A 13,083-nucleotide genomic window follows, 5' to 3' on the forward strand; every position below is an offset into this window, starting at 1 on the left:
GCGGGCGTGGTGGAACGGTAGACACGCTGGTTTTAGGTACCAGTGGCGCAAGCCATGGGGGTTCGAGTCCCTCCGCCCGCAGGTCCCACCGGGGCCGCCCGGCGCCGCCATAGGCCCGGTTTCAGGCCATCGCCCATTGCCCCGCGCGCCCTTGGGCGGTAACGGGGCGGGCCTCAAAGCGTCTTGCGCCCGTCATGGGCGCCTCCATGCACGAAGAAGGTCAGAAATGCAGGTCACCGAGCTTCCCGCCGAGGGGCTGAAAAGGACGTTCCAGGTCGTCGTCCCGGCCGCGAGCCTGGCCGAGAAGCGCGAGAAGCGCCTGAAGGAGCTGGGCGCCGACCTGCGCCTGCCCGGCTTCCGCCCCGGCAAGGTGCCCACCGCCGTGGTCAAGCAGCGCTACGGTCAGGCCGTAGCCGGCGAGGTGCTGGAACAGTCGGTGGATGACGCGACGCGCCAGGTGATCGCCGATCGCGGCCTGCGGCCGGCCATGCAGCCGAAGATCGAGCTGGTGAACTACAGCGAGGGCGCCGACCTCGAATACAAGATCGACCTCGAGCTGCTGCCCGAGATCCCGATGCCCGACTTCGCCTCGATCGCGCTGGACCGGCAGAAGGCGACGCCGGGCGATGCCGAGATCGACGCCTTCCTGGCCACCATGGCCGGCCGCCTGGCCGAGCTGGAGGACGTGGCCGAGGCGCGCCCGGCCGCCAAGGGCGAGATGCTGGTGGTGGACTTCGAGGGCCGCACCAAGAACGAGGATGGCACCCTGTCCGAGCCCTTCCCGGGCGGCACCGCCACCGACACCCCCATCGAGGTGGCCGGCGAGGGCTTCATCCCCGGCTTCACCGAGCAGCTGGAGGGCATGGCGCCGGGCGAGAAGAAGGAGATCAACGTCTCCTTCCCCGCCGAATACGGCTCCGCCGCCCTGGCCGGCAAGGATGCGGTCTTCGCCATCAACGCCAAGGCGCTGAAGGTGAAGAAGCTGCCGGCGATGGACGACGACTTCGCTAAGAAGCTCGGCCTGGAGGACATCGCCAGCCTGCGCGCCAAGGTGGCCGAGAACCTGCAGGGCGAATATGACGGCCTGGCCCGGATGAAGGTGAAGCGCGCCCTGCTGGACGCGCTGGCCGAGAAGGCCGTGTTCGAAGTGCCGCCCGGCATGGTCGAGGGCGAATTCGCCCAGATCTGGCAGCGCGTCGAGCAGGACCTGAAGGCCGGCCGGCTGGATGCCGATGACCAGGGCAAGGACGAGGAGACGCTGAAGGCGGACTACCGCGCGATTGCGGAGCGCCGCATCCGCCTCGGCCTGCTGTTGTCCGAGATCGGCCGCACCAACAACATCCAGGTCACCAATGAGGAGCTGACCGGCGCGATGCGCCAGGAAGCCTCCCGCTATCCGGGCCAGGAGAAGCAGGTGCTGGAGTATTTCCGCAAGAACCCGCAGGCGATCGAGAGCCTGCGCGCGCCGATCTTCGAGGAGAAGGTGGTCGATTTCGTGCTGGAGCTGGCCAAGGTGACCGACCATCAGGTCGAGCCCGCGGCGCTGACGGCGCAGGACGACGCGGCGGCCTGAGGGTGGCCGTCCGGGGCTGCCGGACCGATTGGTTGCACGGGGCGGCGCCATCCAGGCTCCGCCCCGTTGCTGTTTCCGGCCGGGCGGCGCCCTTGCCTTCGCCCGCCCGGCACCCCAGTTCCGGCCGCCGGTCGGGGCCTTGGGACTGGGGGCCGTCCGGGGGGGGCTTTGCGGTTCGCGCGGCTTTCCCCATCTTAAAGGGAATGGCAGAGATTCGCTGTCAGGCTGGGGCCAGGCGCCTCCGCCATGGGATTGCGCCCAGGCCGGCGACGGACGGGCATGAAAGGGACCACCATGCGTGACCGCGATCCGGTCGAGATCTACAACAACCTCGTCCCCATGGTCGTCGAGCAGACGGCCCGGGGCGAGCGCGCCTACGACATCTATTCGCGCCTGCTGAAGGAGCGGATCATCTTCCTGACCGGGCCGATCTTCGACCAGGTTGCATCCCTGATCTGCGCCCAGCTGCTGTTCCTGGAAAGCGAGAACCCGAACAAGGAAATCGCCTTCTACATCAACAGCCCGGGCGGCGTGGTGACGGCCGGCCTCGCGATGTACGACACCATGCAGTACATCCGCAGCCCGGTTTCCACGGTCTGCGTCGGCATGGCGGCCTCCGCCGGCAGCCTGCTGCTGACCGCCGGCGCCAAGGGCAAGCGCTTCGCCCTGCCGAACAGCCAGGTGATGATCCATCAGCCCTCCGGCGGCGCCCAGGGGCAGGCCAGCGACATCGCCATCCAGGCGCGGGAGATCCTGAAGACGCGGGAACGCCTGAACAGGATCTACGTGCACCATACCGGCCAGCCGCTCGAGGAGATCGAGGCCAAGATGGAGCGCGATACCTATATGACGGCCGAGGAGGCCCGGGACTTCGGCCTGATCGACCAGGTGGTCGAGCAGCGCCCGGTGCCGCCCGCCGATTCGGTGAAGATCTGAGGGCCCTCGGGCTGCGGTGCGGCGGCTTGCCGCACCGTGACCCCCGGTTGGGGGACCCGAAGGGTTGCACTTTCCCCCGCGTGGATGCGGGGCTACACTTCTTTGTTTCCCGCCCCCCAGCCGGGGGGCAGGCATCCCGGTCCGTCAGCCTGCGAGGCGGCCGCGGCTTGAGGCTTTCGGAGCGCGCATGAGCAAGTCCGGCGACTCGAAGAACACCCTGTATTGCTCGTTCTGCGGCAAGTCGCAGCACGAGGTCCGGAAGCTGATCGCCGGGCCCACCGTGTTCATCTGCGATGAATGCGTCGAGCTTTGCATGGACATCATCCGCGAGGAGCACAAGACGCACCTCGTGAAGTCCCGCGATGGCGTGCCCACGCCGCGCGAGATCTGCAAGGTGCTGGATGATTACGTGATCGGCCAGGACCACGCCAAGAAGGTTCTCTCGGTCGCGGTGCACAACCACTACAAGCGCCTGGCCCATGGGGCCAAGGCGGGCGAGGTGGAGATCGCCAAGTCCAATATCATGCTGATCGGCCCCACCGGGTCGGGCAAGACGCTGCTGGCGCAGACGCTCGCCCGCATCCTCGACGTGCCTTTCACCATGGCGGATGCCACCACCCTGACCGAGGCCGGCTATGTCGGCGAGGATGTGGAGAACATCATCCTCAAGCTGCTGCAGGCCGCGGACTACAATGTGGAGCGGGCGCAGCGCGGCATCGTCTATATCGACGAGGTCGACAAGATCAGCCGCAAGTCGGACAACCCGAGCATCACCCGTGACGTGTCCGGCGAGGGTGTGCAGCAGGCGCTGCTGAAGATCATGGAAGGCACGGTCGCCTCCGTCCCGCCGCAGGGCGGCCGGAAGCATCCGCAGCAGGAATTCCTGCAGGTGGACACGACCAATATCCTGTTCATCTGCGGCGGCGCCTTCGCGGGGCTTGAGAAGATCATCGGCGCCCGCGGCAAGGGTTCCGGCATCGGCTTCGGCTCCGAGGTTCGCGCGCCGGATGAGCGGCGCACGGGTGCTATCCTCAAGGAAGTCGAGCCCGAGGACCTGCTGAAGTTCGGCCTGATCCCGGAATTCATCGGCCGCCTGCCCGTGGTGGCGACGCTGGAGGATCTGGATGAGAAGGCGCTCATCGAGATCCTGACCAAGCCGAAGAACGCGCTGGTAAAACAGTATCAGCGGCTGTTCGAGATGGAGGGCGCCAAGCTCACCTTCACCGAGGATGCGATGAAGTCCGTCGCGGCGCGGGCCATCCAGCGCCGCACCGGCGCGCGCGGCCTGCGCTCCATCATGGAGTCGATCCTGCTCGGCACCATGTTCGACCTGCCCGGCCTCGAGGATATCGAGGAGGTGGTGGTGAACCGGGAGGTGGCCGAGGGCCGCGCGAGCCCGCTGTTCATCTACGGTGAACGCCCCGCGGAGCAATCTGCAGGGTGAGGCTGCGGATGGCTTCCCTGGCATGAGGACCCCCGCCCGGCATCCGCGTGGGGGCGCGCCTTGTGGTGGTGGGGAAGGGGGGCCATCTGTTTTGATAATCCCGTGGCGCCGGGAGCCGTGCCGATAACCAGGCGCCCATGTGGGCCGCCTGGGGGCGGCTACCGCGCCGATCGTCCAAAGTGAGGTCCGATATGGCGGCCAATCCCACTGAACCTGTCCGCGGCGAACTGCTTCCCGTCCTGCCGCTGCGCGACATCGTCGTTTTCCCCCACATGATCGTGCCGCTCTTCGTCGGGCGCGAGAAATCCGTCCGCGCGCTGGAAGCGGTGATGCGCGACGACAAGCAGATCCTGCTGGTGGCGCAGAAGAACGCCGCCCAGGACGACCCGGGCTCGGACGACCTGTACCAGGTCGGCACCGTCTCCACGGTTCTCCAGCTGCTGAAGCTGCCGGACGGCACCGTGAAGGTGCTGGTCGAGGGCGGGCGCCGCGCGAAGATCGCCGCCTACAAGGGCACCGACCCCTATTTCGAGGCCTTCGCCGCGCCCGCCGAGGAGCAGGCCAAGCCCGAGGGGCGTGAGCTGGAGGCGCTGGCGCGCACCGTGGTTGCGCAGTTCGAGCAGTACATCAAGCTCAACAAGAAGATCGCGCCCGAGGTGCTGGTCTCGATCAACCAGATCGAGGAGCCGGCCAAGCTGGCCGATACGGTGGCCAGCCACCTGAACCTGAAGATCGCGGAAAAGCAGGAGCTGCTGGAGATCGAGGGCGTCGGCCCGCGGCTCGAGCGGGTCTTCGCCCATATGGAATCCGAGATCGGCGTCCTGCAGGTGGAAAAGCGCATCCGCAGCCGCGTGAAGCGGCAGATGGAGAAGACGCAGCGCGAGTACTACCTGAACGAGCAGCTCAAGGCGATCCAGAAGGAGCTGGGCGAGGGCGAGGAAGGCAAGGACGAGGCGGCGGAGCTGGAGGCCAAGATCAAGGCCACCAAGCTGTCGAAGGAAGCCCGCGAGAAGGCGATGGCGGAGCTGAAGAAGCTCAAGACCATGTCGCCGATGTCCGCGGAAGCCACCGTGGTCCGCAACTACCTCGACTGGATGCTGTCCATCCCGTGGAAGAAGAAGACCCGCATCCGCAACGACGTGGTCGCGGCGGAAGCGGTGCTGGATGCTGACCACTACGGCCTCGACAAGATCAAGGAACGGATCATCGAGTATCTGGCAGTGCAGTCGCGCAGCCCGAAGATCCGTGGCCCGATCCTGTGCCTGGTGGGCCCGCCCGGCGTCGGCAAGACCTCGCTCGGCAAGTCCATCGCCAAGGCGACCGGCCGGAATTTCGTGCGGATGTCGCTGGGCGGCGTGCGGGACGAGGCTGAGGTGCGCGGCCATCGGCGGACCTATATCGGCTCCATGCCCGGCAAGGTCCTGCAGGGCATGAAGAAGGCGAAGTCCTCCAACCCGCTCTTCCTGCTGGACGAGATCGACAAGCTGGGCGCCGACTGGCGCGGCGACCCGTCCTCGGCCCTGCTGGAGGTGCTGGACCCCGAGCAGAACACCACCTTCAACGATCATTACCTGGAGGTCGACTACGACCTGTCCGACGTGATGTTCGTGACCACGGCCAACAGCCTGCGCATGCCGCAGCCGCTGCTGGACCGCATGGAGATCATCCGCATCCCCGGCTACACCGAGGATGAGAAGGTCGAGATCGCCAAGCGCCACCTGCTCCCCAAGGTCAGCGAGGCGAATGGCCTGAAGAAGGGCGAGTGGAGCATCTCGGACGAGGCGCTGCGCGACATGGTCCGCTACCACACGCGCGAGGCGGGTGTGCGCAACCTTGAGCGCGAGCTGGCCGGCATCGCCCGCAAGGCGGTGAAGGAGATCGTCTCCAAGAAGGCGAAGAAGGTCGCGGTCACGGTCAAGAACCTCGACAAGTTCGCCGGCGTGCGGAAGTTCCGCTACGGCGAGGCCGAGGCGGAGGACATGGTGGGCGTCGTCACCGGTCTGGCCTGGACCGAGGTGGGCGGCGAGATCCTGACCATCGAATCCGTGGTCGTGCCGGGCAAGGGCGCGGTGAAGACCACCGGCAAGCTGGGCGACGTCATGCAGGAAAGCGTCTCCGCGGCGCTGTCCTATGTGCGGAGCCGCTCGATCAACTTCGGCATCAAGCCGACGATCTTCGAGAAGCGGGACATCCACGTGCATGTGCCGGAAGGCGCGACACCCAAGGATGGCCCCTCGGCCGGCGTGGCGATGGCGACCTCGATCGTCTCCGTGCTCACGGGCATCCCGGTGCGCAAGGACATCGCGATGACGGGCGAGATCACGCTGCGCGGCCGCGTGCTGCCGATCGGCGGGTTGAAGGAGAAGCTGCTGGCGGCGCTGCGGGCCGGCGTCACCACGGTCTTCATCCCGAAGGAGAATGAGAAGGACCTGGCCGAGATCCCCGAGAACGTGAAGAAGGGGCTGACCATCATCGCGGTCAGCCACGCGGATGAGGTGATCTCCCAGGCGCTGGCGCGGAAGCCGGAAGCCATCCAGTGGGAGGAGCCAGCCGAGCCTGCCCCTGCCGCCGGCGCGCCGGGCAGCGACGGTGCGCCGGTCCGGCCGCACTGAATCGGCCTTCTGGACCTTGAGCAGAGGGGCGCGCATCGGGCTGATGCGCGCCCTTTTCCTTTGCGGGCCTCGTCTCTTTCTGGCGCCCGGCGCCGTGTTTCCGGACGGATCAGGAAGGGCAGGTGGCGAGGGCTGGCTTTTCCACCGAATCTTCGGCACGAAGCGCGGAACGGGGCCGGGAATCGGGGCTGGTGGCGTTGACGGGGCTGAAAGCCGCCTCCTAGTGTGCCGCCATAGCGGGGCGTGATTCGGGCCCGTTCCATCAGCCATGCACAGGAACCTGAAGGGGGCTCCCATATGAACAAGCAGGATCTGGTCGCCGTCGTTGCGGAGGCCGCGGATCTTCCGAAGGCCAAGGCGAGCGACGTGCTCGACGCCGTTTTCGACGCGATCCAGACGGCGCTGAAGAGCAGCACGGAGGTCCGTCTGGTGGGCTTCGGCACCTTCAGCACCTCCAAGCGGAAGGCCGGCAAGGGGCGCAATCCCCGCACTGGCGAGGAGATCAAGATTCCGGCGACGACGACCGTGCGCTTCAAGGCGGGCAAGGGTCTGAAGGACGCCGTGAACTGAGCCATCCGCCTTCGCGGGTGATGTGGAAGGGCCGGCCCGCAGGGGCTGGCCCTTTTGCTTTGGGGGGCCTTGGCGGGCTGGTCCGGGCGTCGTAACTCCAGGCCCGCCCAGGGGCGCTTAGCTCAGCGGTAGAGCGCCTGTCTTACACACAGGTGGTCGGCGGTTCGATCCCGTCAGCGCCCATTTTTCCGCGGCAAAGCCGCGGAAAAATCCCCCGGAGGGAAAAGCGAAGCGACCTGCGCGGCACCGCCGCGCAGCGCGGCCCGCGGATGGCGAGTCTTGTAGCAACATGCGCAGATCACCCGCGCCGCCTTCCCGATCGTCGCGGTGGCGACCTGTGCGGCACCGCCGCGCAGCGCGGCCCGCGGATGGCGAAACCTGCAGCGACCAGCGCCGATCGCCCGCGCCGCCTCTCCAATCGACGCAGTGGCGACCTGCGCCGCGCGGCCCGCGGATGGCGAAACTTGTCGCCACCCGCGCCGAACACCAGAACTGCCTCACACTCGTCCGCGCCAACCGATTTGACGCGGGTGCGACATTTTTTTGTCGTGGTCTCACGCCCCGCTGCCCGCGGCCTGCCGCCCGCCCCCTGCGGATGGATCGTGCGAATCGCCGGTAGCACTGCCCCTCCCTTCGCCTACCCGGGCCGCCGCAGGCGCCGTTGCGTGCCATGTCCGGCCTGTTGACAGGCCGCCCCCGCGCCCCTATTCCCGGCTCACTGTTCGCGGGCGGGTGTAGCTCAGTTGGTTAGAGCGCCGGCCTGTCACGCCGGAGGTCGCGGGTTCGAGCCCCGTCACTCGCGCCACGCGAACAGTTTTCCCAAAGCTTAAGACAGGTTCAGGGTGCGCGCCGAAAGGCCGCGCGCCCCGCAACCTGTTCGTGGCCTGGGCGTCAAAAAAGCGATGCATGTCAACGCTTCCATCATGCATCGGGCCTATGGCGGAGGAGGCGGAGCGCGGCTAATCTGCGCTGCGCTGCAACGCGATGGGGACGGGGCCTGCGGGATTGGCGCAGATCGCCCTGCCTTAGCGCGCAGGTGGAATAGCCCGGGCGCCGGACGGCGCTCCGGACAGGCAAGGACAGCCGAGGCCCCATGACTCAGCCGCTGCTGGCAGAATATTTCCCGATCCTGGTGTTCCTCGGCATCGCCGCCGTCATCGCCAGCGCGATGGTGGGTGGGGCGCTGCTCGCCGCCAGGCAGAAGCCCTATGCCGAGAAGCTCTCGGCCTATGAATGCGGCTTCGAACCCTTCGACGATACGCGCCGCCGGTTCGACGTGCGGTTCTACCTCGTGGCCATCCTGTTCATCATTTTCGACCTGGAAGTGGCCTTCCTGTTCCCCTGGGCGGTGACGCTGGGGGAGATCGGCTGGTTCGGCTTCCTGTCGATGATGGGCTTCCTTGGCGTGCTGACGGTCGGCTTCATCTATGAGTGGCGCAAGGGCGCCCTGGACTGGGAATGAAGGCGGGCCGCCTGGCCCTGCGAGGGGGCCGCGGCGGCAGGTAGTGGGGCGCCAGGTGTATCGCCTGGGCCCATCTGGCAATGGGCGCCGGCGGGGCGCCCGGAGAACAGCATGAGCGGTTCAGACAGCAATGCGATCGCCTGGAACCGGGAGGCTCTGCCCCCGGGGGCTGCGCAGGACTCGGTGGTGCGGGGCATCACCGGGGAGATCGAGGAAAAGGGCTTCGTCATCGCCAACCTGGACAAGGTGGTGAACTGGGCCCGGACCGGCAGCCTCTGGCCGATGACCTTCGGCCTGGCCTGCTGCGCGGTGCCGATGATCCACGCCTATATGGCGCGCTACGACCTGGACCGCTTCGGCATCATCCCGCGCGGCTCGCCGCGGCAGAGCGACGTGATGATCGTGGCCGGCACGCTGACCAACAAGATGGCTCCCGCGCTCCGCAAGGTCTACGACCAGATGTCGGAGCCGCGCTGGGTGATCTCCATGGGCTCCTGCGCCAATGGCGGCGGCTACTACCACTACAGCTACAGCGTGGTGCGCGGCTGCGACCGCGTGGTGCCGGTCGATGTCTACGTGCCGGGCTGCCCGCCGACGGCGGAGGCGCTGGTCTACGGCATCTTGCAATTGCAAAAGAAGATCCGCCGGACGGGGACCATCCTCCGTGGCTGACGCGAACGCATTGCAGGCGCTGGGCGCCGCCATCGCCGAAGCCGCGGGCGCCGTGGTGGAGGAGGTCTTCGTCGAGCGTGGCGCCGAGCTGGTGGTGCGCGCCAGGCGCGACCAGATCGTGCCCTTCATGGAAATGCTGCGCGACGATCCGCGCTTCGCCTTCGAACAGGTGATGGACATTTGCGGCATGGACTGGCCGGAGCGCGCCGAGCGCTTCGAGGTGGTCTACAACCTGCTCAGCCTGGCGCTGAACCAGCGGCTGCGCGTGATCGTCTCGACCGACGAGGCGACGCCGGTGCCGAGCCTCATCCATGTCTGGCCCGCCGCCACATGGTATGAGCGCGAGGCGTGGGACATGTACGGCATCGTCTTCGAAGGCCAGCCCGACCTGCGCCGCCTGCTGACCGATTACGGCTTCGAAGGCCACCCGCTGCGCAAGGATTTCCCGCTGACCGGCCATGTGCAGGTTCGCTACGACGAGACGCGCAAGCAGGTGGTGAACGAGCCCGTCACGCTGACGCAGGACTTTCGTTCGTTTGACTTCCTGAGCCCGTGGGAAGGCATGACCACGCTGCCGGGCGACGAGAAGGTGCACCAGATCCGCAGTGAACGCGGGCAGATCGAGGGCCCCCAATCATGAGCACCGAGCTGGTCAGCGGCCTGCCACAGATGGACGGCCCGAACGCGTCCCAGAAACTGTTCGACGCCGATACGCACACCATCAACTTCGGCCCGCAGCATCCTGCCGCGCATGGCGTGCTGCGCCTCATCCTGGAGATGAAGGGCGAGGTGGTGGAGCGTGCCGATCCGCATATCGGGCTGCTGCATCGCGGCACTGAGAAGCTGATCGAGTACAAGACCTATCTCCAGGCCATGCCCTATATGGACCGGCTGGATTACGTCTCGCCCATGTGCATGGAGCACAGCTTCGTCCTGGCCACGGAGCGGTTGCTCGGCATCGAGAACGACGTGCCGCTGCGGGCCAAGTGGATCCGCACGATGTTCGCGGAAATCACGCGAATCCTGAATCACCTGCTGAACGTCACGACCTATGCGCTCGACGTCGGCGCCATCACGCCCTCGCTCTGGGGCTTTGAGCAGCGCGAGCATCTGCTGGAATTCTACGAGCAGGTCGGCGGCAGCCATTACCATGTGAACTACTTCCGCGCCGGCGGCGTGGCGAAGGACCTGCCCGCGGGGCTCGAGGATCGGATCGGCGCCTGGTGCCGGCAGTTCCCGAAATTCCTGGATGAGCTTGAGGGTCTGCTGACGCAGAACCGCATCTTCAAGCAGCGCACCGTCGATATCGGCGTGATGACGGCGGAACAGGCGATGTCCTGGGGCTTCTCCGGCCCCTGCCTGCGCGCCTCCGGCTGTGCCTGGGACCTGCGCAAGTCGCAGCCCTATGAGATGTACGAGCAGCTGGACTTCGAAATCCCCGTCGGCGTGCAGGGCGATTGCTACGATCGCTACCTGGTGCGCATGCAGGAGATGCGGCAGTCGCTGCGCATGGTCGAGCAGTGCCTGAACCACATCCGCCCGGGCCCGGTGAAGATCGCCGACCACAAGATCGCACCGCCGTCGCGCGGCGAGATGAAGCGCTCGATGGAAAGCCTGATCCATCACTTCAAGCTCTACACCGAGGGCTACCACGTGCCCGCCGGCGCGACCTACACGGTGACCGAGGCGCCGAAGGGCGAGTTCGGCGTCTACATGGTGGCCGACGGCACCAACCGCCCCTATCGCTGCAAGATCCGCGCGCCCGGCTTCGCGCATCTGCAGGCGATGGAGGCACTGTCCAAGGGGCACATGCTGGCGGATGCCGTCGCCATCATCGGCAGCCTCGATATCGTCTTCGGGGAGATCGACCGGTGAGCTTCGAACAGCCCACGCATTTCGCCTTCGACGAGGCGAGCGAGGCCGAGGTCGCGAAGATTCTCGCCAAGTATCCGGAGGCGAAGAAGGCCTCCGGCGTGATCCCGCTGCTCTATGTCGTGCAGCGCCAGATGGGCCGCGCGACCGGCAGCGCCTGGGTGCCGAAGGTGGCGATGGACGTGATTGCGGACCGCCTCGGCATGGCGCCGATCCGCGTCTATGAGGTCGCGACTTTCTACTTCATGTTCAACATGAAGCCGATCGGGAAGCATCACCTGCAGCTGTGTGGCACCACGCCCTGCATGCTGCGTGGCTCGGATGACGTGATGCGCGCCTGCCACGATGCGGCGCATGTGCAGGTCGGCCAAACCTCCGCCGATGGGCTGTTCACGCTGACCGAGGTTGAGTGCCTCGGCGCCTGCGTGAATGCGCCGGTGCTGCAGGTGGATGACGACTACTTCGAGGATCTCGACTACGACCGCACCGTCGCGCTGATCGAGGCGCTGAAGCGGGGCGAGCGTCCAACGCCCGGCAGCAGCATCGGCCGCCAGACCAGCGCGCCGGAAGGCGGGCCGCTGGTGCTGATCGACGTGCCCGGTGGCGTTGCAGGGGGAGGGGAATAGGCAATGGCACTCTCCGACAAGGACCGCATCTTCACCAACCTCTACGGGTTGCAGGATTGGCGCCTGCCCGCCGCGCAGCGGCGCGGCAACTGGGACGGCACATCCGGCATCCTGGGCAAGGGCCGGGACTGGATCATCGAGGAGATGAAGGCCTCCGGCCTACGCGGCCGCGGAGGCGCCGGCTTCCCGACCGGCATGAAGTGGTCCTTCATGCCGAAGCAGGCGAGCGAGCGGCCGCACTACCTGGTGGTGAATGCCGACGAATCCGAGCCCGGCACCTGCAAGGACCGCGACATCATCCGCCACGATCCGCATACGCTGATCGAAGGCTGCCTGATCGCCGGCTTCGCCATGGGCGCGCATGCTGGCTACATCTACATCCGCGGCGAATACTACAATGAGAGCCGCGTGCTGGATGCGGCGATCGACGAGGCCTATGCGGCCGGGCTGCTCGGCAAGAACGCAGCCGGCTCCGGCTGGGACTTCGATCTCTACGTCCATCGCGGCGCCGGCGCCTATATCTGCGGCGAAGAGACGGCGCTGATCGAGAGCCTGGAGGGCAAGAAGGGCATGCCGCGGCTGAAGCCGCCATTCCCCGCCGCCGTCGGCCTCTATGGCTGCCCGACCACGGTGAACAATGTCGAGACCATCGCCGTGGTGCCGACCATCCTGCGCCGCGGCGCCGCCTGGTTCGCGGGCTTCGGCCGGCCGAAGAATTCGGGCACGAAGATCTTCTGCATCCAGGGGCATGTGAACAAGCCCTGCAATGTGGAGGAGGAAATGAGCATCCCGATGCGGGAGCTCATCGAGCGCCATGCCGGCGGCGTGCGCGGCGGCTGGGACAATCTGCTCTGCGTGATCCCGGGCGGTTCCTCCACGCCGCTGCTGCCGAAGCACATCTGCGACGATGTGCTGATGGATTTCGATGCGCTGCGCGAGCACAAGTCGGGCCTCGGCACCGCCGGCGTGATCGTCATGGACAAGTCCACCGACATCGTCCGCGCCATCGCCCGCCTCTCGCGCTTCTACAAGCATGAGAGCTGCGGCCAGTGCACGCCCTGCCGCGAGGGCATGGGCTGGGTCAGCCGCATGATGGACCGGATGGTGCAGGGCCGCGCGGAGATCGAGGAGATCGACGTGCTGGAGGATGTGACCCGCCGCATCGAGGGCCACACGATCTGCGCGCTGGCGGATGGCGGCGTCTGGCCGGTGCAGGGGCTGATCCGGCACTACCGGCCGGTGATGGAAGAACGCATCGCCCAGTACAAGGCACGGCACGCGACGCCGTCCGCCTTGCCGATGGCGGCGGAGTAACG

General features: G+C 66.9%; 11 protein-coding genes and 3 tRNA genes. All 14 read left to right on the forward strand.

Annotation, left to right across the window (positions count from 1 at the left end):
* The 14 genes from J3S20_RS09455 to nuoF all read left to right on the forward strand — a co-directional run bounded on the left by J3S20_RS09455 (position 1) and on the right by nuoF (position 13,081).
* Positions 1–81, forward strand: a tRNA-Leu gene (locus J3S20_RS09455).
* Between the two features lie 145 nt (positions 82–226).
* A complete protein-coding gene (tig, locus tag J3S20_RS09460; protein WP_216836185.1) occupies positions 227–1,573 on the forward strand; it encodes a trigger factor in 1,347 nt (448 codons plus the stop codon).
* 294 nt (positions 1,574–1,867) lie between these two features.
* The gene (clpP, locus tag J3S20_RS09465; protein ID WP_216836186.1) at positions 1,868–2,509 is read left to right on the forward strand and encodes an ATP-dependent Clp endopeptidase proteolytic subunit ClpP; all 642 of its coding nucleotides are present in this window, start codon (positions 1,868–1,870) and stop codon (positions 2,507–2,509) included.
* 187 nt (positions 2,510–2,696) lie between these two features.
* Positions 2,697–3,953 (forward strand): ATP-dependent Clp protease ATP-binding subunit ClpX, encoded by a 1,257-nt coding sequence (gene clpX / locus J3S20_RS09470; protein ID WP_216836187.1) that lies wholly within the window; start codon positions 2,697–2,699, stop codon positions 3,951–3,953.
* Between the two features lie 191 nt (positions 3,954–4,144).
* On the forward strand, positions 4,145–6,565 hold the full coding sequence (gene lon / locus J3S20_RS09475) for an endopeptidase La (RefSeq protein ID WP_216836188.1): 2,421 nt from the start codon (positions 4,145–4,147) through the stop codon (positions 6,563–6,565).
* A gap of 297 nt (positions 6,566–6,862) precedes the next feature.
* Entirely contained in the window at positions 6,863–7,135 is a 273-nt protein-coding gene (locus J3S20_RS09480; RefSeq protein WP_216836189.1) for an HU family DNA-binding protein, read from the forward strand.
* Between the two features lie 111 nt (positions 7,136–7,246).
* Positions 7,247–7,318: transfer RNA gene (locus J3S20_RS09485), tRNA-Val, on the forward strand.
* A gap of 545 nt (positions 7,319–7,863) precedes the next feature.
* Positions 7,864–7,940: transfer RNA gene (locus tag J3S20_RS09490), tRNA-Asp, on the forward strand.
* Between the two features lie 288 nt (positions 7,941–8,228).
* The gene (locus tag J3S20_RS09495; protein WP_216836190.1) at positions 8,229–8,597 is read left to right on the forward strand and encodes an NADH-quinone oxidoreductase subunit A; all 369 of its coding nucleotides are present in this window, start codon (positions 8,229–8,231) and stop codon (positions 8,595–8,597) included.
* A 111-nt stretch (positions 8,598–8,708) separates the two neighbouring features.
* Positions 8,709–9,269 (forward strand): NuoB/complex I 20 kDa subunit family protein, encoded by a 561-nt coding sequence (locus J3S20_RS09500; RefSeq protein WP_216836191.1) that lies wholly within the window; start codon positions 8,709–8,711, stop codon positions 9,267–9,269.
* Positions 9,262–9,909 carry an NADH-quinone oxidoreductase subunit C gene (locus J3S20_RS09505; RefSeq protein ID WP_379793639.1) on the forward strand — a complete coding sequence of 216 codons (648 nt, stop codon included), beginning with the start codon at positions 9,262–9,264 and terminating at the stop codon, positions 9,907–9,909. The genes J3S20_RS09500 and J3S20_RS09505 overlap by 8 nt, the downstream gene beginning before the upstream one ends.
* A 29-nt stretch (positions 9,910–9,938) precedes the next feature.
* Positions 9,939–11,144, forward strand: a complete 1,206-nt coding sequence (locus tag J3S20_RS09510; RefSeq protein WP_216836427.1) for an NADH-quinone oxidoreductase subunit D — start codon at positions 9,939–9,941, stop codon at positions 11,142–11,144.
* Entirely contained in the window at positions 11,141–11,767 is a 627-nt protein-coding gene (locus J3S20_RS09515; RefSeq protein WP_216836193.1) for a complex I 24 kDa subunit family protein, read from the forward strand. The genes J3S20_RS09510 and J3S20_RS09515 overlap by 4 nt, the downstream gene beginning before the upstream one ends.
* A gap of 3 nt (positions 11,768–11,770) precedes the next feature.
* Entirely contained in the window at positions 11,771–13,081 is a 1,311-nt protein-coding gene (gene nuoF, locus J3S20_RS09520) for an NADH-quinone oxidoreductase subunit NuoF (protein ID WP_216836194.1), read from the forward strand.
* The last annotated feature ends 2 nt before the right edge of the window (positions 13,082–13,083 follow it).

It is taken from the genome of Falsiroseomonas tokyonensis (genome assembly GCF_019024325.1).
GTDB classification, from domain to species: domain Bacteria; phylum Pseudomonadota; class Alphaproteobacteria; order Acetobacterales; family Acetobacteraceae; genus Falsiroseomonas; species Falsiroseomonas tokyonensis.